Source organism: Dactylosporangium sp. NPDC051485, from assembly GCF_040682015.1.
GTDB lineage: Bacteria > Actinomycetota > Actinomycetes > Mycobacteriales > Micromonosporaceae > Dactylosporangium.
This window is the reverse complement of record NZ_JBFAZW010000009.1, coordinates 20,838-43,077: the sequence shown is the minus strand read 5'-3', so window position 1 is coordinate 43,077 and position 22,240 is coordinate 20,838. Positions and strand designations below refer to the sequence as shown.

Sequence of the window (22,240 nt, the reverse complement as noted above, 5' to 3'; positions counted from 1 at the left end):
CCGCTGAACCTGGTCGTCCTACGAGCCGGTGCCCTGCAGGTGGGCCAGGACCGCCAGCACACGGCGGTTGTCGTCGTCCGACACGGGCAGGTTCAGCTTGCCGAAGATGCTCGCGATGTGCTTGCCGACCGCGCTCTCGCTGAGGTATAGCTGCTTGCCGATGGCCGCGTTGGAGCGCCCCTCCGCCATCAGGGTCAGCACCTCGCGCTCGCGCGGGGTCAGGGTGCCCGACTGCGGCGTCGGGCGGGCGACCAGCTTGGCGATGACCGACGGGTCCATCACCGTGCCGCCGCCGGCCACCCGGCGCACGGCGTCGATGAACTGCTCGGCGTTGAAGACCCGGTCCTTGAGCAGGTAGCCCACCGCGCCGGTGCCGTCGGCCAGCAGCTCCCGCGCGTACAACTGCTCCACGTGCTGCGAGAGCACCAGCACGGGCAGGCCCGGCACCTCGCGGCGGGCGGCCAGGGCGGCCTGCAGGCCCTCGTCGGTGAAGGACGGGGGGAGCCGCACGTCGACCACGGCCACGTCCGGCCGGTGCTCCAGCAGGGCGGACAGCAGCGCCGGGCCGTTGTCCACCGCGGCGACGATCTCGAAGCCGTGGCTGCGCAGCAGCAGGACCATGCCGTCCCTCAGGAGGTAGAGGTCTTCGGCGAGGACAACGCGCACGGCAGCTCCAGCGTCGCGACGGTCGGGCCGCCCTGCGGGCTGTGCAGGGCGAGCGTTCCGTCGAAGGTACCCAACCGCCGCTCGATCCCGCGCAGGCCGGTCCCGCGCGAGGGATCGGCGCCGCCCTCGCCGTCGTCGGTGACCGTGACGCGCAGCGTCCCCTCGCGATGGCGGATGTCGACCGTCACGTGCTCGGCGCGGCCGTGCCTGACGGCGTTGGCCAGCAGCTCGCTGACCGCGAAGTAGGCCGCCGACTCGACCGGCGCGGCCAGCCGGCCGGGCAGCCGGCCGACGACGGTGACCTCGGCCGCGGTGTCGAGGGCCAGCGCCCGCACGGCGTCGGGCAGCCCCCGCTCCGACAGCACCGGCGGGTGGATGCCGCGCACCAGGTCGCGCAGCTCGGTCAGGGCCGCCTGCGAGGTCTCCCGGGCCTGCGCGACCAGCCGGCGGGCGGCGTCCGGGTCGGTGTCCATGAGCCGCTCGATCGCGCCGAGGGTGAGCCCGACGGAGATCAGCCGGGCCTGGGCGCCGTCGTGCAGGTCGCGCTCGATGCGCCGGACCTCGGCGGCCTGCGCGTCCACCGCGTCTGCGCGGGTCTGCGTGAGCCGCTCGACCCGCCGGCGTAGCTCCTCCTTGGCCGTCGGGCGCAGCAGCAGCGCGGACCAACGGGAGGTCAGCGACAGCACCAGGGGTGGCAGGGCCAGCGCCACGGCGACGAGCGCCACGCCGGCCGGGAGGGCGGCGAGGCGGTTGCCGGCCACCGCGCCGTACCAGCGGCTCCACTGCGCCCCGAACGCCGTGGTCCAGATCCAGGGCAGGGCGAGGCCGAATGCGCCGTACACCCCGAGCAGCACCGGCACCCCGGCCAGCACGCCGGTGACGAGGGCGTCGGCGGGCAGCCACACCAGGTCGCGCCAGGCCGCGGGGTCGTGCCAGACCCACTGCCAGCGGGCGCCGAACTCGGCCATGCTCTCGGTCTTGTAGAGGGTGTTGCCGACCCGGTAGAGCCCGTCGGGCCGAAGCTCCGGCCGCAGGCGCGGCTTGTAGGGGCGCTCGATGCGCTGTCCGGCCCACCCGGCGTACTGCCGGCGGAGGTTGACCAGCCAGCGAAAATGCGTCAGCCCGGCCGGGACCAGGAACACGATGCCCAGGCCCATGCCCAGCACCAGGCACACCAGGCTCAGCCCGAACAGCACGACCTGCATGAGCGCGCTGAGCAGCAGCAGGCCGCACCGGGCCCAGGCCAGCAGGACCGCGTCGCTGCGCTTGCGCCGCTCGGCCTTGCTGCGGCCGCGCTGCTCGGCCTTCGCGGACGGGCCGAGCATGCGGGCGCTCCACGCGGCGACCGCGCGCACGGTCAGCGGGGCCACCGGCAGCCCGATCGGCACCACCAGCAGCACGACCAGCGGGAAGAGCGCCTGCCAGCCGACATCGCGGTGGGTCGCCGGGTCGTCGGCCAGCCACTGCATCCGGCCGAAGTACGCGGGCCAGCGCGGCGAGCGGTACAGCGTGCTCTCGTGCCGGTACAGCCCCTCCTCGTCCGGCTGCGGCGGGCCGGGCGCCGGGCGGTACCACTCGGGGATCTCCCGGCCCAGCCAGCCGCCGAACAGCCGCCGGCAGTAGCCGGTCAGCCGCCGGGCCTGCTCCAGGCCGGCCACCACGATCGCGCAGATCAGCACGATCGAGCCGAGGAACGCGACGAAGACGAGCACGGCCAGGCCGAGCAGCTGCGCGCTGCGGGCGAGCCCCCTGAGATATGCCATGCCGTCGAGCCTCCGTCCTGCCGTCCCCGTGCGCATCGGGCCTGACTACCCGCGGGGGTGTAGCCAGCCCCACCCCCGGATCGGTGCCCAGCGTCATTCTGCCCGCCCGGCGGAACCGGGAGAGTCCTCGGCATGACGGTCATCGACGTTCAGCAGTTGCAGAAGTCGTACGGCGACCGCGCCGCCGTGCGGGACGTGTCCTTCTCGGTCGAGCGCGGCGAGATCTTCGGCATCATCGGGCGCAACGGCGCCGGCAAGACGACCACGGTCGAGTGCATCGAGGGCCTGCGCCGCCCCGACGGCGGCGAGGTGCGGGTGCTCGGCCTCGACCCGGCCGACCCGGCGGTGCGCCAGCGCCTCGGCGTCCAGCTGCAGGAGTCCCAGCTGCCGGACCGGCTGCGGGTGCGCGAGGCGATGGAGCTGTTCGCCTCGTTCTACGACCGGCCGGCCGCCATCGACCCGCTGCTGGCCCGGCTGGGGCTGGGCGAGCACGCGAAGCAGCAGTACAAGAGGCTCTCCGGCGGGCAGAAGCAGCGCCTGTCGATCGCGCTGTCGCTGGTCGGCTCGCCGGAGGTGGCGGTGCTCGACGAGCTGACCACCGGCCTGGACCCGCAGGCCCGCCGGGAGACCTGGCAGCTCATCGAGGACATCCGCGGCCACGGCGTCACCGTCCTGCTCGTCACGCACTTCATGGACGAGGCCGAGCGGCTCTGCGACCGGATCGCGGTCATCGACCAGGGCCGCACCGTCGCCATCGACACCCCCTCGGGTCTCATCCGCCGTGTCTCGTCGGGCGTGACCGTGACCTTCCGGCCCTCTTGCGTCCTGGCCCCCGGCGCCCTGGCCGCCGTGCCGGGCGTCGACTCGATCCGCTCGGACGACGGCGTCTGGACCGTAACCGGCCGCGGCAACCTCGCCCACGAGGTGTCCTCGGCGCTCGCCGCCCGGTCGGTCGTCCCGCTCTCGCTCAACATCGTCCAGGCCGATCTGGAGTCGGCCTTCATCGCCCTCACCGGCAAGGAGTCCTGAGATGCGCGTCCTGACCCGGCTGACCGCCGTCGAGACCAGGCTGATGCTGCGCGACGCGGCCGGCCCGATGTTCACCGTCCTGCTCCCGGTCGCCCTGCTGGTCGTCTTCGGCCTGCCCGGCAGTGCCCACAAGGCCGACCCCGCCCTGGGCGGCCACCGCGGCATCGACACCGTCATCCCGTCGATGTCCGTCATGGTGTCGATGGCGATGGTGGCGTTCTTCATGCTGCCGGTCGTCCTGGCCGGCTACCGCGAGCGGGGCATCCTGCGCCGCTTCGCCACCACCCCGGTCAAGCCCGCGGCCCTGCTCGGCGCCCAGCTGCTCATGAACGCCGGCGTGGTGCTCTGCTCCGTGCTGCTCACGCTGGTCATCGGCGTCGTCGCGCTGGGCATGCACCTGCCCAACCTGCCGCTGGTCGTCCCGACGCTGCTGCTGGGCGTGCTCGGCCTCTTCCCGATCGGCCTGCTGGTCGCGGCGGTCGCCGGCAGCACCAAGACGGCCACCGGCTACGCCCTGGCGATGTGGTTCCCGTCGGCGTTCTTCGCGGGGCTGTACGTCCCGGTGGAGTACATGCCGAAGGTGCTGCGCCGCATCGGGGACTTCACCCCGCTCGGCGCCTTCCGCCAGGCCATCCAGGCGGCCTGGGCCGGCGACGTCCCGCACCCGCTGCACCTGGCGGTGCTCGGGGCCAGCTTCCTGCTCGCCGGTGGCCTGGCGGTGCGCTACTTCCGGGCTACCTAGAACCGCCCCGCGAAGTCGGCCGCGCTCATGGGGGTGGAGAACATCGGGAAGTCGTACTTCAGGGCGTTGTCGTGCTCCTCCTGCGAGGTGGCGGCAACGCAGTCCTGCAGGGTGATCACCTGGTAGCCGTGCTCGTAGCCGGTGCGCATGGTCGACTCGACGCAGCAGTTGGTCAGGAACCCGCCGAGGGCGATTGTGGTGATGCCCTTGCTGCGCAGGATGAAGTCGAGGTTGGTGCTGGCGAAGGTGTCCAGGCCGCGCTTGCCCTCCACCACGATGTCCCCGGGCTGGGGCGCCAGGTCGTCGACGATCTGCGCGCCCCATTCGCCCTTGACGAAGGCGTTGCCGTCCACGACGCCCTTGAGGATGCCGTACGGGTGGGACGTGATCTCGTTGTAGCCCGGTGCGAAGGAGATCGGCGCGTGCACGACGGTCACCCCGGCGGCCCGCGCGGCGGCGACGGCCTTGCGGGTGTTGGCCAGCATGTCGGTCTTCTCCATGACGCCCCGCACGGCGGCGTGGAACGCGCCGCCCTCGGAGACGAAGTCGTTCTGGTACTCGATGAGGACGATGGCGGTCTTGGTGGGATCGAGGGACATGCGTGGCTCCTCCAAGGTCGGAGTCGTGACGCAGCTCACCCTACGCCCGCCAGATAGGCTGAGCGGCGTGGAACTCCTGCACTCGGGCAAGGTCCGTGACGTCTATGCCGACGGCGACGACCTGATCCTCGTCGCCTCGGACCGGATCTCCGTCTACGACGTCGTGCTGCCGACGCCGATCCCGGACAAGGGCGCCGTGCTGACCCGGCTCTCGCTGTGGTGGTTCGAGCAGCTGGCCGACATCGTGCCCAATCACGTCGTCTCGGCGACCGACGTGCCCGCGGAGTTCGCCGGCCGGGCCATCCGCTGCCGCCGGCTGGAGATGCTGCCGGTCGAGTGCATCGCGCGCGGGTACCTCGCGGGGCTCGGGCTCTCGGAGTACAACGCCCGCGGCGAAGTCTCCGGAGTGCCCCTGCCGCCCGGGCTCGTGGAGGGCTCGCGCCTGCCGGAGCCGGTCTTCACCCCGACGACCAAGGCCCCGGTCGGCGTGCACGACGAGTTCATCACGCTCGACGAGGTGCGCGACGAGATCGGCAAGGACCTCGCGGACGAGCTGCGCGACCTGACCCTGCGGGTGTACTCCCGCGGCGCCGCCCTCGCCGCCGAGCGCGGCATCGTGGTGGCCGACACGAAGCTGGAGTTCGGCCGCACGCCGGACGGCGCCGTGCTGCTGGCCGACGAGGTGCTGACCCCGGACTCGTCCCGCTTCTGGCCGCTGGACCAGTGGGAGCCGGGCCGCACGCAGTTCTCCTTCGACAAGCAGCTCGTGCGCGACTGGTCGCTGACGAGCGGCTGGGACAAGACGGCGCCGGGCCCGGAGATCCCGCCGGACGTGGTCGCCCTCACCCGCGCCCGGTATGTCGAGGTCTACGAGCGGCTGACCGGTACGACCTGGTAGCCGGGCCCCCGCCGGGTTTCAGCCGCCGAGTGGCGGCTCGTCGCCCCGCGTGTGCTCGGCCAGGAACCGCTCCAGCTCGGCCCCGATCTCGTCCGCCGTGGGCAGCGGCGCCGGCGAGTCGGCCAGCAGGTTGTTGTTCCCCGCGCGCCCGCGGGTGAAGGCGTCGTACTGCTCCTCCAGCGCCCGCACCAGCGAGGCCGCCTCGTCGGACTGCGCGATCTGCACGTCGATCTCCGCCCGGACGCCCTCGGCCGCCGAGTGCAGCTCCTCCATCGGCACCCGCAGCCCGGTGGCGTCGGCGAGGCAGGCGAGCAGCTTCTCCGCCGCCGCCGGGAACTCGGCCTGCGCCACATAGTGCGGCACGTGTACGGCGAACCCGAACGCGTCCCGATCCTGCTGCCCGATGCGGTACTCCAGCAGGTTCGCCACGCTCCCGGGCACCTGGACCCGCTGCAGCCAGGGCTCGAACCCGGCGATGAGGTCCCGGCTCGTGCCGTGCGCGGTCACGCCGGTCGGGCGGGTGTGCGGCACGGCCATCGGGATCGCGGTCAGCCCGACCGTGGCCCGCACGTCGAAGCGCTCGATCAGCTCGAGCGCCGCGGCGGAGAACCGCTCCCACTGCAGGTCCGGCTCCGGCCCGTCGAGCAGCAGGAACTCGGTGCCGGCGGCGTCGCGCAGCACGCGCAGCAGCAGCTGGGGCCGCTCGTAGTGCTCCCAGTGGTCCTCGACGAAGAGCATCGCCGGCCGGCGGCCGCGGTAGTCGTAGAGCTGGTCGAGGTCGAACGACGCGATCGTGCGCGCGGAGCCCACGGTCAGCAGGTGCTCCCGGGCGAGGCGGGCGGCGTTGCCGGCGTCGACGAAGCCCGTCAGCGCGTGCACGAGCACAGGCCGGTCGAGCGCCGGCAGGTCATCACTGAGCTCGTAGAGTTCGCTGGGGTTCAGCACAGCAACGAGTTCCTTCCTCTGTTTTAGTCCTGCAACTCGTCCGGACGTCCGATCATTCCACCCGATTCGCGCCAGGGATTGGTGAGGATGGCATAGACGAGCTCGTCCACGGCCGGCGTGAGGGAGGTCCAGGAGGGTCCGGCGCCGGTGTACGGGTCCGAGACCTGCAACATCATCTCGTGCACGCCGCCGACGAGCGCGATCGCCAGCAGCGGCGACAGCGCCGGGACGGCCGGGTCGGCCGCGCGCGCCCCCTCCACCACCTCGACCAGCGCGTCGGCGAAGCGCCGCTGCATCTGCTGGCGCAGCCGGAACGCCTTCGGCCCGGCCGCCTGGATCTCCACCAGCAGCGTGCGGGTCACCGCCGGCATGCTCTCCAGCGCGGTCAGGTATGCGGTCACCCCGTTGTTGATCATTTCCTTCCACGGCCGCCCGCCCGCCTCGGCCGCGTCGCGCACCACCGCCAGCAGCTGCCCGCAACCCTGCTCGTACAGGGCCATGAGGCACGCCTCCTTGTCGGCGAAGTGCTCGTAGAACGTGCGCTTGGACACTCGCGCGTGCATGACGATGTCCGCGATCGTCGTGGCCGCGTACCCTTTCGCGGCGATCGCCTGGGCCAGCCCGCCCGTCAGGTCCTGCCGCAGCTCCTCGGCGGTCCTGGTGCTCGTCATGCGGTATTCCCGCCCTTTCGCGACAATGTCTCCGGGTGCTATTTTGCCTGGTACTGCCCGGTACCGCCGAATGGGAGGCCCCCGGTGAAGCGCAGCTTGTCCGGCCAGGTGGTGCTCGTCACGGGCGCCGCCCGCGGCATCGGTGCACACACCGCCCGCCTGGCCGCTGCCCGTGGCGCGAAGCTCGCACTGGTCGGCCTGGAACCCGACCGGCTGCGCGCCGTCGCCGAGGAGCTCGACGCCGTCTGGTTCGCCGCCGACGTGACCGACCAGGCCAGTATGGCGGCCGCGGTCGAGGGGGTGCTCGCCGCGTACGGCCGGATCGACGCCGTCGTCGCCAACGCGGGCGTCGCCAGCCGGGGCACGATGGCCACCGGCGACGTCGAGGCCCTGGTGCGCACCGTCGAGGTCAACCTCGTCGGCGTCATGCGCACCGCCGCCGCCTGCCTGCCGCACCTCATCGCCAGCCGCGGCTACCTGCTCATCGTCGCCTCCGCCGCGTCCTTTGCCGCGCTGCCGGGCATGGCGCCGTACTGCGCCTCGAAGGCCGGCGTCGAGCACTTCGGCAACGCCGTGCGCCTGGAGGTCGCCCACCACGGCGTCGCCGTCGGCACCGCCCACCCGTCCTGGATCGACACCGACCTCGTGCGCGACGCCAAGGACGACCTGCCCGGCTTCAAGGACAGCCTGCGCCGGCTGCCGCCCCCGATGGGCTCGACCACGTCGGTCGAGCGCTGCGCCGCCGCCTTCGTCGACGCCCTGCAACGCCGTCGGCGCAAGGTCTTCGTGCCGCGCAGCGTCTTGCTCATGTACTGGTTGCGCACCCTCCTGAACAGCCGCCTGGCCGAGAAGGTCGTCGAGGCGCAGGCCCGCCGCAGCGTGCCCCTCATGGAGGAGCAGGTCCGCACCCTCGGTCGCGGCTTCGGGGCCAACACCGCCCCCCGCCTGCCGGGGGCGGCCGAGTCCGCGTCCCCGGGCTTCATCGCGGACCGCTATCACCGCTGAGGATCCCCGAGTCGTACGTCCACCGAGCCGCGCCGGCCGGCTCCGCCTCTGCGCGCAGTTCCTGCGCCTGCCTCCGTCCGCACGGAGTTCCTGCGCGGTCCGCGGTGTGCGCTGCGCTCTTCCGCCTGCCGCTTTCTGCGCGCGCTGAGCTTTCGCGCTGGGTTGGCGCTGAATGTTCGCGTTGAGCTTGGCGCTGGGCTTTCGCGCTGGCCTTGGCGCTGGGCTTGGCGCTGAGTCTTCGCGCCGAGCTTGGCGCTGGCTTTCCGCGCTGGGCTTTTTCGCGGGCCGCTATCTGTGTCGAGCCGGCCGGTGCGTCAGACTACGGGAATGCCCACGGATGCGCCCCGCCCGCCGATCTGGGCGCGCCCGGAGCCGAGCGCCCGCGCGCCCCGCTTCAGCCGCGAGCGCATCGCCGCCGCCGCCCTCGAGATCGCCGACACCGAGGGCATCGAGGCCGTGTCGATGCGCAACGTCGCCGCGCGGCTCGGGGCGGGCACGATGACGCTGTACAACTACGTGGAGACCAAGGACGAGCTCTTCGCCCTCATGGACGACGCCCTGATGGCCGAGGCCGTGGTCCCCGACGGCGAGCTGCCCGACGGCTGGCGCGAGGCCACCGCCGCCATCGCCCGGCGCACCTGGACCGTGCTGTCGCGCCACCCGTGGGCGATCACCCTGCGCCAGGGCCCGGCCATCGGCCCCAACGCCATGCTGCACTTCGAGCAGAGCCTCGCCGCCCTGGACAACGCCGCTCTGGACAACGCCGCCAAGTTCGACGTGCTGAGCATCATCGACGCGTACGTCTTCGGCAGCGCCCTGCGCGCCGCCGAGACCCGCCCCCAGCCGGACCCGGACGCGGTGCAGGCCATCGTGGAGTACGGCATGGCCCAGCTCGCCACCGGCCACTTCCCCCACACCGCCGCCCTCCTGAACGGCCAGGACCCCCGCGACCCGGAGGTGGCCGGCCCGCCGCTGACCCCCGACGCCTTCGCCACCCAGTTCGAGCGCGGCCTGCAGGCCGTCCTGGAGGGAGTGGCCGGCCTAGTCGAGCCGTGACTCGTGCACCAGGATCGCCACCTGGACCCGGTTGGTGCACCCGAGCTTGGCCAGGATCCGCGACACGTACGTCTTCACGGTCGCCACGCTCATGTGCACCGCCGCGCTGATCTCCGCATTCGACCGCCCCTCGGCCACGGCCTCCGCGACGTCGCGCTCCCGCGGCGTGAGCACCGCCAGCCCGCGCCGCGCCACCTCCCCCCGCCCCTCGGCCGCGACGTGCGCGATGAGCCGCCGCACCACCGACGGCGAGAGCGTCTGCTCGCCGGCGGCCACCCGCCGTACCGCATCGAGAATGGCCAACGGCGGCGTGTCCTTGAGCAGGAACCCGTGCGCCCCGAGCCGCAGCGCCCGCAGCACGTGCTCGTCGGTGTCGAACGTGGTCAGCACCACGACCCGCACCCCGTCGGGCTGCAACTGCTCGAGCGCGGCCAGCCCGTCCACCCGCGGCATGCGGATGTCCATCAGCACCACGTCGGGCCGTACCTCCCGCACGACCCGCACCGCCTGCGCCCCGTCGCCCGCCTCACCCACCACCTCGACCCCGGCATCCCCGCCGAGCACCATCGTCAGCCCCGCCCGCACCAGCGCGTCGTCGTCCACCACGACGACCCGGATCACGTCTCCCACGACACCCCCGCCTCCGACCCGCAGCGCACCCCGGCACCGCCCGACTCGGCCCGAGGCAACACACCGCCATCAACCAGGGCAACCCGGACCAGCACCCCCACCCCGGCCCACCGCGACGCTCGCCCCAGGACAGCCCGCCCGCCAGCGTTCGGGGCGTCTGGCCAGTGTCGCGCCCGGCCCCCAACGTTCGGCGCGGCCGGCCAAGATCGCGTGCGGCCTAGGGCAGCCCGGCCGCCGACGTTTGGCGCGGCCCGCCCATGTTGCGCTCGGCCCAGGGCAGCCCGGCCACCGACGTTCGGCCCGACCCACCCATGCTGCGCTCGCCCCAGGGCGGCTCGGCCTCGGACGTGTGCCGCGGTCGGCCGCTGGTGCGCTCGGTTCGTGGCCGACCCGCCGCCGAGGTTCGGCGCGGACCGTCGGTCTTGCGCTCGGCCCGCGGCGGGGTGGGTCAGGTCCCCCATGGCAGCCAGGCCTCCAGCGTGAAGTGCGGGCCCTCGCCGTCACCGCGGCGGGGGCCGTGCTGGATGCGGCCGCCGGCCAGCGCCACCCGCTCGCCCAGGCCGACCAGGCCCGAGCGGGAGCCCGGCAACCCCGGCGGCACCGGGAGCATCGGCAGCGGGTTGCGCAGGCGCACGTACAGCTGGTCCGGCCGCTCCTCGCACCGGCCCACGAGCACCGACACCTCCTCGCCCGGCGCGTGCTTGCGCGCGTTGGTCAGCCCCTCCTGCACCAGCCGGAACGCGGTCCGGTTGACCGCCGCCGGCATCCCCTGCGGGTCGTCGACGCGGTTGTCCAGGTGGACGGTCGCGCCGGCCCGCCGCGCCTCGCCGACCAGCTCGTCCAGGTCTGCCAGGTCTTGGCGGGGGCGCAGCTCGTCGTCGTCGCCGGTGCGCAGTACCCCCAGGATCTCGCGCAACTCCTCCATGGCCTGCCGCGCGCTGCTGCGGATCGTCGCGCCCGCCTCGACCACCTGCTCCCGGCTCAGGTCCCCGCGGATCTCCAGCGCCCCCGCGTGCAGGCTGATCAGCGAGATCCGGTGCGCCAGCACGTCGTGCATCTCCCGCGCGATGCGCTCCCGCTCCAGCCCGCGCAGCACCTCGGCCCGCTGCTCGGTCTCCGCCTCGGCCCGCGCCGCCCGCTCCCGCAGCGTGGCGATGACCAGCCGGCGGTTGCGCACCGCGCTGCCCCAGGCGACCAGGGCGGCCATGATGACCAGCCCGATCCCGTTGGCCCCGACGACCTGCAGATCTGGATCCGGGTGCAGCACGCTCAGCGGGATCGACACCACGAAATGTGCCACCGCCACCCACACCGCCGTGCGCAGCCGCCGGTGCACCGCCACGGTGAACACCGCGATCGCCGCCGCCCCGCCGGCCACCTCGGTCACCGCCGCCGGCACCAGCATGAGCAGCGCCACCGCGACCGGATGCCGGCGCCGCCACCACAGCAACACGATGGCCGGCAGCGTCACGGCGAGCGAGAGCAGCAGCCGCTCGTCGGACAAGGTCCCGCTGTCCAGCCCGTCCGCCGCCGCGGTCAGCCCCACCAGCACGGCGACGACGACGCAGCTGACGTCGACCGCCAGATTGCGCGCCCGCCTCACGCCGCCACCCCGGCCCGGCCGCCCGCGACCGGCCGCAAACGGCCGCGCGCCGGGGCGGAGCAGTGGCTCACCGTGCCGCTCGGCGGCCTCCAGCGGCGCGGCGCCATCCCGGCGTGGCCGCCCGCGCTGGGCCGCGGACGGCTGCGCGGCGGCCCCCAGCGGTCCGGCGCTACCCCGGCGTGGCTGCCTGCCGTGGGCCGTGGACGGCTGCGCGGCGGAGCGGAGCAGTGGCTCACCGTGCCGTGCGGGCTGCAGTGGCACGGGAGCTGCCCTGACCGCGCCGCCACCGGCCGCCCGCCGCCGCTTTCCCCTCGCCTCGCGTCAGCGGCGGTCACGGTCGCACCAAGGGGCGCCAGTGCTGGGCCCGGCCGACATCGCGCACGGTGTACCCCAGCTTCTGCACCTCGTCGCGCAGCTCCGCCGCATCGGCGGCGCTCTTGGACTCCAGGGCCTTGGCCCGGGCGGCCAGCAGCGCGTTGACCGAGGCCGGCAGGTCGGGCAGGTCCGGGACCCAGCGCCGGAACAGCCCGTCGTACGGGTCGCGCGGCACCCACGGGTACCCGCGCTCCCGGAACGCCCGCTCCACCCTCGGGCTCCCGGCGTTCTCCAGCCGGTCCCGCACCACCTGCCGCGACTCCCGGTCGAGCACGACCAGCAGCCGCCCGTCCACGAACACGGCGTCGACGTCGCGCCTGGGCACGCTGCGCCGGGACTCCCCGCTCACCACCGTCAGCCCCTCGTCGCCGACGGTGACCCGCAGCGACTCGTGCAGCGCGACGAACCCGGCGGCGGCCCCGAGCAGGGCGCCGCCCGTGGCCACGGCCAGCCGCCCCCACCCGCCGCCGAGGTGCTCGACCAGCCGCATCGGCCCCGCGAACGGCACCCACGGCAGCCCGAGCAGCCACCGGGCCGCGATCGGTAGCAGCCACCCGATGACGCCGCCGGCCAGGGGGAACCCGATGCCGATGACCCCCCGGTCCGCGCGCGATAGCCCCAGCGTCTCCTCTGCCATGTCCTCACCGTAGGCACCCCCAATGCCGTTCGACAGTCGCCGAAAGTCGTCAGCCCGCGAGCCGCTCCGTGATGTGCACCGCCTCGATCCAGGCCGGCGGCGCGGGCGGGTGGTCGCCGACCAGCCCCGCGATGACCCGGCAGCCGGTCGGCTCGTCCGGCCACGGCGTCGCGCCGTCGGTGAGCACCACGATGATGTTCGGCGGGTCGGGCACGGCCAGGGCGCGGGCGATGCCCACCCGCATGTCGGTGCCGCCGCCCCCGCCCAGCTCGACCTGCTCCGCCTTCGTCACCCGGGTCACGGCGTGCACGTCGGCGTCGCAGGCCAGCACGGTGACCCGGTTGCCGCGGATGCCGACGGTCCGCAGCACGCCGGTCACCTCGCCCAGCGCCGAGGCCAGGTCGTCGGGCCCCATCGATCCCGAGGTGTCGATGACGATCGCGACCCGCGGCAGCGGCCGGCGCAGGCTCGGCAGCACCACCCCGCGCAGCGCCCCGCCGCGGCGCCCCGGCCGCGCATACGTGTAGTCGACCGCCCCGCTGGCCCACGCCACCGCCTGCCGCAGCGCCCCGGCCAGCACGCGCCGCCAGTCCACGACCGGCTCGGCGATCCGCTCGGCCCACCGCATCCAGCCGCCCGGGACGGTGCCCCGCGAGCGTGCGTGGGCCCGGATCGCGTCCGCGGTCTGCCGCCGGATCGCGTCCGCCTCGATGCCCCGGACCGCCGGCGCCCCGTCCGGCCCGAGCTCGCCCGGCACCGGCCCGCCGTGCGCCCCGGACCCGCATTGCAGGTGAAGCTCGGTGGAGCGGGGGATGCCCGGCAGATACTCCTCGAAGAGCCTCCCCACCGGCAGTCCGAACGTCTTCGGCTCCACCCGCTGCGGCGGCAGCGCCAGCCCGTCGGCCACCAGGTCGTCGTTGATCTCGCAGTCCTGCGCGAGGTTGACCCGGAAGCGGTCGTGGTGCTCGGCGTGCGGCAGCCGGTCGGCCCGCCCGTGGTGGTCCCGCAGCAGGTGAGCCACCTCGTGGACCCAGACCCCGGCCAGCTCCTCGACGGGGTGCGCCGCGACGAAGTCCGGGCTCACGTACAGCCGCCAGTGCCGGTCGACGCCCATCGTCGCGAGGTGCCAGGACGGCACGACCGACAGGGCGTAGAGCGCCGACGCCAAATACGGCCGCAGCTTCGCCGCCCGGTACCGCGCCGCGAGCAGCTTCGTGCGATCCAGCGCCACCCCGGCCCGCTCCCGCCCGGCCACGCCCGCGTGCGTGGCAACGCCCGCGTCCACCCCGGCCGCCGCCGGGGCGGACGAGGCCGGCGCCTCACGCCCGGTCACATCGCCCCCGACAGCCGCAGGATGTCGATGAAGGCGTCGATGGCCGGCGGCACCGGCCACGACAGCTCCCGCATGGCCGCGAGGTCGGCCGCCGCCCCGGCCGCCACGTCCGGCACGCCCGCGTCGACCGCCTTGGCCAGCACCGTCCACGCCGCCTCCCACCGGGCCCGGCTCCGGTCGGACTGCACGGCCGAGACGATCGCGGTGAGGAAGGCCAGCTGCCGGTCGCCCCGGTCGGGCAGGGCGAACGCGTCCGGGTTGGCCAGCACCCGGTTGGGGTCGGGCAGGTCGAGCTCGTCGAGGTAGTTCAGCAGCTCCAGCCCGGCGCCGTCGCCGATGGCGCCGATGAGGGCGGTCGAGAGGGCCTCCGGTGAGGCGTCGCCGGCCAGGGCGAACGTGAGCAGCCGCAGCGCCATCTCCCAGGTGCGCGGCGAGGGCCAGGCGCCGCCGCGGGCCTCCGCGTCGGCCGGGAGGTGGTGAGTCAGGCCGGGCCGGGCGGTGAGGAAGCCGGACAGGGTGCCGCGGGCGCGGGCCAGCGCGGAACCGGCCCGGCGCGGGTCGATGCGCGGGATGTCGGCCGTGGGCCAGGTGCCGGCCAGGCCGCGGGCCACCACCCCCGGGTCGTGGGTCCAGCGCAGGTGGACGAACCGGTTGGCCAGCGGCGGGCTCAGGTGCCAGCCGTCGGCGGCGCTGGCCGGCGGGTTGGCCGCGGCGACCACGCGCACCCCGGGCGGCAGGGTCAGGCTGCCGACCCGCCGCTCGAGCACGACCCGCAGCAGGGCGGCCTGCACGGCCGGGGGAGCGGAGGACAACTCGTCGAAGAAGATCAGGCCCACGCCCAGCCGGGTGAGCCGGACCGCCCAGTCCGGCGGCGCCATCGGCACGCCCTGGTTGGCCGGATCGTCGCCGACGACCGGCAGGCCGGCGAAGTCGGAGGGCTCATGGATGCTCGCGATGACGGTCTCCATCGGCACCTCGAGCCGGTCGGCCAACTGTTGCAGGGCCGCGGACTTGCCGATGCCCGGCTCGCCCCACAGCAGCACCGGCAGGTTGGCCGACACGGCCAGCGCGAGCGCCTCCAGCTGGACGTTGTCGCGTCGCTCCACCCGCGTTGCCCGGGTCGCCGCGAGCAGTTCGTCCGCCGCGGCCAGCTGGGTCAGTGCCTCCGTCATGACCCAGAGGCTAGCGACGGGGTACGACAATTCTCGAGGCGTTATCGGTACACACTGACGATTTCGCTGGCCAGCGGGGGCTCGCCGCCGGGCAGGAGCGCGCCGAGCGCCCGCTTGACCCGCCGCGGCACGTCCGGCCCGAGGGTCAGCCGCCGCAGCGCGGTGCGTCCCGTCTCCACCGCCGCCAGGAGCCGTTTGGCCCCGCGCCCGCGCACCCCGGTGTGGCGCAGGTCGAGACGGCGCAAGGAGGTGCCGGGCAGCGCGTCCGCCAGTAGCGCCGCCCCCGGGTCGCCGATCGCGTTGTCGGCGGCGCCGAGCACCCGCAGCGACAGCGGCCGCCCGAGGTCCAGCCCATCGAGCAGGTGCAGGCGCGCGGCGAGCGGCGCGACGTCGGTCAGGCCGTTGCCGCCCAGGCCCAGGGACGTACCGTTGCGGCGCATGTCCGACAGGACCCTCGCGACACCGTCGTCGCCGAGCCGGTTGGCCGCGAGGAAGAGGCCCGTCACGCCGCACTCGCCCAGCAGGCGGCCGAGCAGCGGGCCGGCGCCCGGACCGAGCCCGTTGCCGCCGAGGAAGACGCGGGTGACCGGCCGCGACCGCGCGGCGAGGGCATCGACGAGCATGCCGAGCCCGGCCTCGGTCAGCCCGGTGTTCACGAGGTCGAGGGTCGAGATCGAGGAGTTGTACCGCAACATCTCCGCCAGCCCCGCCACCCCCGCGTCGCCGAGCGGGTTGCGCTTGAGCCACAGCGCGGTCACGGTGGAGTCGCTGGCGAGGCGCTCGAACAACGGCGTCGCGCCGCCGGCGTCGATGGCGTTGCACCCGAGGTACAACGTGCGCACCCCGTGACCGGGGGAGAGCGACGCGGCCAGGGCGGCGGTGCCGGGCGCGCCGAGGCCGTTGGTGCCGAGCAGTAGGTGCACGGCGTGCCGCGACCCGACCACGCGATCCAGCACCCGGGTCACCCCGTCGGGCCCGAGTCCCTGTTTGCACAGGTCGAGCCGGCCGTCCGGCTGGAGCGTGCCCAGCGGGAACCGCTCCGTGTCGCCGACCCCGGACGGATCGTCGAGCCGCGCCAGCAGGGGCTCGAGAAGAGCGAGATCCGCCTGCGGTACCGCGGGAGCCTTCACAACCGGACAGGCGATCTCGACGCCGGGATCCTGCACGCGCCCATGGTAGCCAGCGGCGGCCCGGCCGGATTCGAACCGGCGTCCTCGCGGAGTATGGGTCCGCGCGCGACGACCTCTGCGCTACGGTCCGCCGCACGCCAGCCTAACGAGCGGGGCAAGGCCGGCCGGATTCGGACCGGCGTCCTCCCCGCGTGACGAGCGGGCGCGACGACCTCTGCGCTACGACCTCGCCTCGGCGAAGCGTACCGGCCGCACCCGGGGCTGGTAGAGCTGGTGCAGCACGAAGGTGTTGCCGTCGGGGTCGCAGAAGCTGGTGACCCGGGAGAACGGCCCCTCCTCGATCGGCGAGTCGAAGATGATGCCCCGCTCGGCCAGTTCCTCGTAGGTCTTCTCGATGTCGTCGGTGTCCAGCACGATGCCGCGCAGCGACCCGGCCGGCATCGACTCGAACCAGGTCACCAGCGTGAACGAGGTCTGGCCGTGCCGCGGCGCGACCTCGACCCAGCGGCGGTCGCCGTCGTCGTTGTCGCTGACGAGCTCCCAGTCCAGCGCGTTGAGGTAGAAGTCGCGGGCCCGGTCCTGGTCACTGACGGGAATGGACACGATCTGCACGTGGTCGATGGGCATGGCCGGCTCCTCGCAACGTCACGGCACCTTTTCCGCACGGTACCGCTGCTGACCTGGGCCTCGACGCCGATCGCTACAATTGCACCCATTCTGTGCGGATCGGCACGAATGCCCCCTCGACCTCCGGCTCGCAGCGCAGCCGCACCGGGCCGGGCGTGACGCCCTCGACCCGGAAGCGTCCCTCGCCGTCGGCCGCCGTCTCGTGTGTGCCGCCGGGCGACTCCACCACCACGCGCGCCGCCATCACCGGCGCGAGCTCGCCGACCACGTCGACGACGCCCGCCCGGGTGATCACCTGCACGTCGATGGTCAGCGCGCCGCCCAGGAACGTCAGCACCCGCGGTGAGCCACCGCGCACGCTGATGAGCCGGTCAAGCGAATCGCGGACCAGCTCGGCCAGCGCCGCGTCCGGGTTGCGCCACGAGAGGCTTGCCCGCGCGGCAGCCAGGACGGCGGGCGGCACCGGATCGTGCCGGCCGGCGATCTCACGCAATGAGCTCAGCACCTCTTCCTCCCCGATCATCGGGTCGGCCCTGCCCAGCCGCAGCGGGTCATATCGAAGCCGCCAATCGTCGGCGCAGCGTGCCCAGGCAGCGCTTGCGCGTAGGTCCGATGCTGCCGATCGGCACGTCGAGCGCGGCCGAGACCTCGGCGTAGCTCGGCGGCGGATCGGCGATGAGCACCCGCAACAGCTGCTGGCACTGGCCGGACAGCGCGCGGAACTCCTGCCACAGCACGGCGTCGCGCTCGTCGCGCAGCACGCTCGCGTCGGGCTCGTCCTCGACCCGGTCGAGGCCGAGCTGGACGCCGAGGTGGCCGACGAAGTCACCGGCCGAGCCGGCGGGGACGTCGCGACCGCCCTTGCGCAGCAGGGCGATCGCCTCGCGCCGGGCCGTGGTGGCCAGCCACGAGCCGAGCTTGTCCGCCTCGCGGACGTCCGCCACGTGCTCGACGAGCCGCAGCCAGGTCGCCTGGCTCACGTCGGCGGCGTCGGACCGGCTGAGCTGGAAGCTGCGCGCCACCGACCACACGAGGTTGGCGTATCTGTCCACAATGGATTCCCACGCCTGCTGGTCGCCGGTCGCGGCCGCCCGCAGAAGTGCGGCGTTTGGGTGTTCACCGGGACTTTCGGGGTCGGCCATGGCTCCGAAGAGTAGCATCGCGCCCGCCGGGCGACGGGGTGCGGCGACCACTGCGCCGCACCCCACCATCCCCCTCCCCCAGGTGCGTTCACAGGCCCCGCTGCTGCACTCCATGGCCTATGCCAGCCCGGCGTATCGGCCGTACCGAAGGCTGGTCCCGGCGATGACCGCCTCGGCCGCCAGCCGGGTGGACCCGGCCTCCAGCAGCGCGTCGGCGATCGCCGCGGCGACGAACGGCGCGGCGAACGACGTCCCGCTCCACCTCGCCCAGCCGTCCGGGAAGTCCGCGTGGTGCACGAACGTGCTGACCGCCTCGGCGCCGGGGGCGGCGAGCGTGACCCACGTCCCCGTGTTGCTCCACTCGCAGATGCGGCGGCCGTCGTGTGCGGCGACCGCGACCACGCGCCGCCGCCACGGCGCGCTGGTGCCGGCGTACGCGGCCGGCCAGAACGGCCGGTCGTGCTGTCCGTCGTTGCCGGCCGCCGCCACGACCACCCGGTCGCCGCTGCCCAGCAGCCCTGCCAGGGCCGCCGTGAGCAGGACCGGAGGCCGGTCGTCGAGCGTGTATCCCCCCAGCGAGACGTTGATGATCGGATCGTCGCCCGCCTGCCGGAAGGCGGCGACGAGGTCACTCTCCCGGCAGACCCCGTACGCGTCGACGACCTTCACCACTCTCGGCTGCACCCGCCCCGACCGGCCCAGCATCACCCCGGCGACGAAGTTCGCATGCCCCGCGTCCCCGTCGCGGACCCCCTCGTCGTCCGTCTCCGCGTCGGACTCGTAGTCCTCCGTGACGTACCGATCCTTCGGCAGCGGGCTGTTGAGCCAGACACCGGTGTCCAGCACCAGCACCCCCACGCCGGAGCCGTCCGCCGTGCGCAGCCGGCCGGGCGGTACCGGGCGCGGCGGCCCGTACGCCCCGGCGTGCCCGAACGGCGTCGAGACGAACACGTGATTGGGTCCGGCGGCCACCCGTGTGTCCCCGGCCGCCTCGGCCTGCACCCGCACGCGCCGCGCGGCCCGTGCCACGTCCAGGCCCCGCAGCCGGACCCGCCGGAACCCGTCCGGGACATCCCCCTCCTCAACGATGTCCCGTCCGGTGAAGCCCTGCTCCGCGAACGCCTGGCGGGCCGTGCCGAAGTGCTCGTCGAGCACGATCAGCTCGTCGGCGACGAAACGCACCGGCGTGCCGTCCGCCCGGTCCTCGCGACGCACCCACGCCAGCCCGGCCAGCCGCCGGGTGCGCCGGGAGCGCCACTCGTCCGAACGGGCGTCCGCTGCCATGGGCTCCTCCTCACCGTGTCGTCGTTCTCGACACACATGAGGGGCGCGATCGGGTTCCTGATACACCCACCCCCACTATTTCTTGTCGTACCCCCACGGCATGATGTGCCCCGTGGCGAGCATCGATCAGCAGATGGTGACCAGAGAGCTCACCGTGCTCGAGGTGACAAGCGGCGACAAGAAGGCGATCGTCCGGCCCGACGACACGGTGACCATCGGTCGCGACGCCGCCAACGACCTCGTGGTCGAGGACAATCTGATCTCCCGGCGGCACGCCGAGGTGATCTACAACGACGCCAGCTGGTTCCTGCGCGACCTGGACAGCCGCAACGGCACGTTCGTCGGCGGGGAAAAGGCCGCCTTCGTCGCCGCGACCGATGGCGGCGTGGTCAACCTGGGCGGGGCCGAGGGCCCGGCGGTGCACTTCAAGGTGGTCACGATCACCGAAGAGGTACCGGTTGAGCCCGCCCTGCCGCAGCGCCCCGCCGCCCCGGTGGCCCCGGCCGCCCAGCACGAGTTCGGCGCCGGACGGATCAGCCTCGGCCGCGACGCCGGCAACGACATCGTGCTGACCGACCTGCGCAGCTCCCGCAACCACGCCGAGCTGCGGCGCACCGCGGCCGGCGGCTTCGAGGTCGTCGACCTGGGCAGTCGCAACGGCACGTTCCACAACGGCAAGCAGATCGCTCGCGCCGACATGACCCCCGGCGACCTGATCTCGATCGGCCGGCACGAGTTCATCTTCGACGGCGCCCGGCTGCACGAGTTCGAGGACGCCGGCCCGTCCTCCCTCATCGCCGACGACCTCACCGTGCGGATCAAGGACGCGGTCCTGCTCGACGACGTCAGCTTCGCGCTGGCCGAGGGCAGCGTCCTGGCCGTCATCGGGCCCTCCGGCTGCGGCAAGTCGACGCTGGTCAAGGCCGTCGCCGGGCTGCGGCCGGCGACGCAGGGCAAGGTCCGCTACGACGGGCGCGACCTCTACGCCGACTATGCCGAGCTGCGGTACCGCATCGGCATGGTCCCGCAGGACGACGTGCTGCACCGCCAGCTCACCGTCCGCCGCGCGCTGCGCTTCGCCGCCGCCCTGCGCTTCGCCGACGACGTGCCGCGCAAGGAGCGCCGGGCCCGGGTGGCCGAGGTGCTCAAGACCCTCAACCTCACCGAGCGGGCCAAGCAGCGCATCGACAGCCTCTCCGGCGGCCAGCGCAAGCGGGTCTCGGTCGCCCTGGAGCTGCTCACCGAGCCCTCCCTGCTCTTCCTCGACGAGCCCACGTCCGGCCTCGACCCGGCGCTGGACAAGGAGGTCATGGAGGAGCTGCGGGGACTCGCCGACAAGGGCCGCACGGTCGCGGTGGTCACCCACAACGTGATGCACCTGGACCTCGCCGACCGGGTGCTCGTGCTGACCGTGGGTGGCCGCATGGGCTTCTTCGGCCCGCCCGGCGAGCTGCTGGAGTTCTTCGGCGCCGAGGACTACGCGGAGGTGTTCCGGGAGGTCACCAGCAACGCGGAGCACTGGGTGCGCAAGTACCGGTCCTCCGAGCACTACACGCGTTACGTCACCGACCAAATCGCCGAGGCCCCGCCGCCGAAGCCGGAGGTGGTGGAGCGGGTGAGCGCCTCCGTGCCCGTCCAGCGGCCCGTCGCGCCCGTCGCGGCCCCGGCGGCCGTTGCGGCCGGGGCGCCGACCGTCAAGCAGGCACCGCCGCCGCAGTCGGCCGGGGAGGCGACCGTCAAGCAGCCGCGGCCGGCGGGGGAGAAGACGGCGGAGCAGCGGATGCCGGCGCGGCCCGCGGCCCCGACCGCCGACCTGCCGGCCTCTAGGCCCGCGGCTTCCAGCGGCGCGGCGGTCGGGCGGGCCCGGGTGCGCCTAGGCGGGGCGTCGCTGCGCAGCCGGGCGCTGCATCCTGCGGCGCCGATCCGGCAGTTCCTCACGCTGTGCCTGCGGATGCTCTGGGTCGTCGGGGCGGACCGCGGCCTGAGCGTCTTCATGATCGGCCTGCCGCTCGCGCTGGCCCTGCTGACCCGGACGGTGCCGGGCGACAACGGCCTGGCCCCGGCCGTCGGCCTGCGGTACAGCCTGGAGGCCCAGCGCCTCCTCGTCGTCCTGGCCGTCGGCGCGGCGTTCCTGGGCACCGCCGCCGCGATCCGCGAGATCGTCAACGAGTCGACCATCTACAAGCGCGAGCGGGCCGTGGGCCTGTCCGCCGGTGCGTACCTGGCCTCGAAGCTCGTCGTCTTCTCCCTCATCATCATCGTCCAGACGGCCCTGTTCACCTGGCTCGCCCTGCTGGGCAAGAACCCGCCGAAGGACCCGCTGATCCTCCCCAACCACTGGCTGCTGGAGATCGCCATCCCGGTCGCCATGGTCGCCCTCGCCTCGATGGCGTTCGCCCTGCTGGTCAGCGCGCTGGTCAAGACCACCGAGCAGACCACCCCGGTCCTGGTCGTCACCGTGATGGCCCAGCTGGTCCTGTCGGGCGGCCTGTTCGAGCTCGGTGGCCAGCAGGTCCTGGAGCAGATCTCCTGGCTCTTCCCGACCCGCTGGGGGCTGGCCGCCGGCGCCTCGACCGTCGACCTGCAGTCCATGATCCCGTTCAAGGACGGCATGTGGGAGCACTCCACCGGCGCGTGGTGGCGTTCGACCCTGATCCTGCTCGTCCAGATCGTCCTGCTGACCGGCCTGGCCCGCCTGGCTCTGCGCCGCTCGGAGCCCGGCCGCCAGTAACCCTCGTCCGGCCGGCCCGCCAGCCGCCCACCGCTCGCGGCTTGGGTGGCCGGCCCGCGCTGGACGCCCGCTTCCCCGCGCCCCGGGTGCCCGGCCCGCCGGATGCCCGCGCTTTGCGGCGCGGGCGCCTGGCCTGCTGGGCGTCCGGCTTGTCGGCCTCCCACGCCTCGTTGGCTCGGGCGGCCGACAGGAGCCCCGGATC

The 22,240-nt window shown here is 73.9% G+C and carries 21 protein-coding genes and 2 tRNA genes; 6 read left to right on the top strand and 17 right to left on the bottom strand.

From position 1 onward, the window contains the following. Positions 1-18: 18 nt before the first annotated feature. A complete protein-coding gene (locus AB0M46_RS07000; RefSeq protein ID WP_363333392.1) occupies positions 19-666 on the bottom strand; it encodes a response regulator transcription factor in 648 nt (215 codons plus the stop codon). Continuing rightward, the gene (locus tag AB0M46_RS06995) at positions 630-2,429 is read right to left on the bottom strand and encodes a histidine kinase (protein ID WP_363333391.1); all 1,800 of its coding nucleotides are present in this window, start codon (positions 2,427-2,429) and stop codon (positions 630-632) included. The genes AB0M46_RS07000 and AB0M46_RS06995 overlap by 37 nt, the downstream gene beginning before the upstream one ends. A 132-nt stretch (positions 2,430-2,561) precedes the next feature. Between AB0M46_RS06995 and AB0M46_RS06990 the strand changes: the two genes are divergently transcribed. After that, positions 2,562-3,458 carry an ABC transporter ATP-binding protein gene (locus AB0M46_RS06990; RefSeq protein WP_363333390.1) on the top strand — a complete coding sequence of 299 codons (897 nt, stop codon included), beginning with the start codon at positions 2,562-2,564 and terminating at the stop codon, positions 3,456-3,458. A 1-nt stretch (position 3,459) separates the two neighbouring features. Then, the gene (locus tag AB0M46_RS06985) at positions 3,460-4,200 is read left to right on the top strand and encodes an ABC transporter permease (protein WP_363333389.1); all 741 of its coding nucleotides are present in this window, start codon (positions 3,460-3,462) and stop codon (positions 4,198-4,200) included. On the opposite strand, the gene AB0M46_RS06980 is transcribed toward AB0M46_RS06985, so the two are convergent. Continuing rightward, positions 4,197-4,799: a cysteine hydrolase gene (locus tag AB0M46_RS06980; protein WP_363333388.1), complete on the bottom strand. Its 603-nt coding sequence runs from the start codon at positions 4,797-4,799 to the stop codon at positions 4,197-4,199. The genes AB0M46_RS06985 and AB0M46_RS06980 overlap by 4 nt on opposite strands. A gap of 67 nt (positions 4,800-4,866) precedes the next feature. Here AB0M46_RS06980 and AB0M46_RS06975 point away from each other — a divergent pair, with 67 nt between their 5' ends. Continuing rightward, positions 4,867-5,697 (top strand): phosphoribosylaminoimidazolesuccinocarboxamide synthase, encoded by an 831-nt coding sequence (locus AB0M46_RS06975; protein WP_363333387.1) that lies wholly within the window; start codon positions 4,867-4,869, stop codon positions 5,695-5,697. An 18-nt stretch (positions 5,698-5,715) separates the two neighbouring features. Here AB0M46_RS06975 and AB0M46_RS06970 read toward each other — a convergent pair whose 3' ends face one another. Both AB0M46_RS06970 and AB0M46_RS06965 read right to left on the bottom strand, forming a co-directional pair. Then, positions 5,716-6,642, bottom strand: a complete 927-nt coding sequence (locus AB0M46_RS06970) for a PAC2 family protein (RefSeq protein WP_363333386.1) — start codon at positions 6,640-6,642, stop codon at positions 5,716-5,718. 23 nt (positions 6,643-6,665) lie between these two features. Further along, complete coding sequence (locus AB0M46_RS06965; protein ID WP_363333385.1) at positions 6,666-7,313, bottom strand: TetR/AcrR family transcriptional regulator; 648 nt, start codon at positions 7,311-7,313, stop codon at positions 6,666-6,668. Positions 7,314-7,397: 84 nt separating this feature from the next. Between AB0M46_RS06965 and AB0M46_RS06960 the strand changes: the two genes are divergently transcribed. Further along, positions 7,398-8,318, top strand: a complete 921-nt coding sequence (locus tag AB0M46_RS06960; protein WP_363333384.1) for an SDR family oxidoreductase — start codon at positions 7,398-7,400, stop codon at positions 8,316-8,318. Positions 8,319-8,645: 327 nt separating this feature from the next. Continuing rightward, entirely contained in the window at positions 8,646-9,374 is a 729-nt protein-coding gene (locus tag AB0M46_RS06955) for a TetR/AcrR family transcriptional regulator (RefSeq protein WP_363333383.1), read from the top strand. Here the strand turns inward: AB0M46_RS06955 and AB0M46_RS06950 are convergent. The 12 genes from AB0M46_RS06950 to AB0M46_RS06895 all read right to left on the bottom strand — a co-directional run bounded on the left by AB0M46_RS06950 (position 9,360) and on the right by AB0M46_RS06895 (position 19,307). Next, positions 9,360-10,004: a response regulator transcription factor gene (locus AB0M46_RS06950; RefSeq protein ID WP_363333382.1), complete on the bottom strand. Its 645-nt coding sequence runs from the start codon at positions 10,002-10,004 to the stop codon at positions 9,360-9,362. The genes AB0M46_RS06955 and AB0M46_RS06950 overlap by 15 nt on opposite strands. Positions 10,005-10,452: 448 nt before the next feature. Beyond that, positions 10,453-11,607, bottom strand: coding sequence for a histidine kinase (locus AB0M46_RS06945; RefSeq protein WP_363333381.1), 1,155 nt, complete (start codon positions 11,605-11,607; stop codon positions 10,453-10,455). A 331-nt stretch (positions 11,608-11,938) separates the two neighbouring features. Then, positions 11,939-12,619, bottom strand: coding sequence for a hypothetical protein (locus AB0M46_RS06940; protein ID WP_363333380.1), 681 nt, complete (start codon positions 12,617-12,619; stop codon positions 11,939-11,941). 49 nt (positions 12,620-12,668) lie between these two features. Beyond that, positions 12,669-13,952 carry a VWA-like domain-containing protein gene (locus tag AB0M46_RS06935; protein ID WP_363333379.1) on the bottom strand — a complete coding sequence of 428 codons (1,284 nt, stop codon included), beginning with the start codon at positions 13,950-13,952 and terminating at the stop codon, positions 12,669-12,671. Further along, positions 13,949-15,124, bottom strand: coding sequence for an AAA family ATPase (locus AB0M46_RS06930; protein WP_363333378.1), 1,176 nt, complete (start codon positions 15,122-15,124; stop codon positions 13,949-13,951). Before AB0M46_RS06930 ends, AB0M46_RS06935 begins: the two co-directional genes overlap by 4 nt. Before the next feature lie 41 nt (positions 15,125-15,165). Then, entirely contained in the window at positions 15,166-16,290 is a 1,125-nt protein-coding gene (locus tag AB0M46_RS06925) for a gala protein (protein WP_363333377.1), read from the bottom strand. Positions 16,291-16,308: 18 nt separating this feature from the next. After that, a tRNA-Met gene (locus tag AB0M46_RS06920) sits at positions 16,309-16,385 on the bottom strand. Positions 16,386-16,409: 24 nt separating this feature from the next. Further along, a tRNA-Asp gene (locus AB0M46_RS06915) sits at positions 16,410-16,483 on the bottom strand. Continuing rightward, complete coding sequence (locus AB0M46_RS06910) at positions 16,474-16,881, bottom strand: VOC family protein (protein ID WP_363333376.1); 408 nt, start codon at positions 16,879-16,881, stop codon at positions 16,474-16,476. The genes AB0M46_RS06915 and AB0M46_RS06910 overlap by 10 nt, the downstream gene beginning before the upstream one ends. Before the next feature lie 73 nt (positions 16,882-16,954). Next, positions 16,955-17,374, bottom strand: a complete 420-nt coding sequence (locus AB0M46_RS06905) for a hypothetical protein (protein WP_363333375.1) — start codon at positions 17,372-17,374, stop codon at positions 16,955-16,957. 58 nt (positions 17,375-17,432) lie between these two features. Further along, complete coding sequence (locus AB0M46_RS06900) at positions 17,433-18,023, bottom strand: sigma-70 family RNA polymerase sigma factor (protein WP_363333374.1); 591 nt, start codon at positions 18,021-18,023, stop codon at positions 17,433-17,435. A 117-nt stretch (positions 18,024-18,140) separates the two neighbouring features. Then, the gene (locus AB0M46_RS06895; protein WP_363333373.1) at positions 18,141-19,307 is read right to left on the bottom strand and encodes a S8/S53 family peptidase; all 1,167 of its coding nucleotides are present in this window, start codon (positions 19,305-19,307) and stop codon (positions 18,141-18,143) included. A 112-nt stretch (positions 19,308-19,419) separates the two neighbouring features. On the opposite strand from AB0M46_RS06895, the gene AB0M46_RS06890 reads away from it, so the two are divergent. Next, positions 19,420-22,038: an ATP-binding cassette domain-containing protein gene (locus tag AB0M46_RS06890; protein WP_363333372.1), complete on the top strand. Its 2,619-nt coding sequence runs from the start codon at positions 19,420-19,422 to the stop codon at positions 22,036-22,038. The last annotated feature ends 202 nt before the right edge of the window (positions 22,039-22,240 follow it).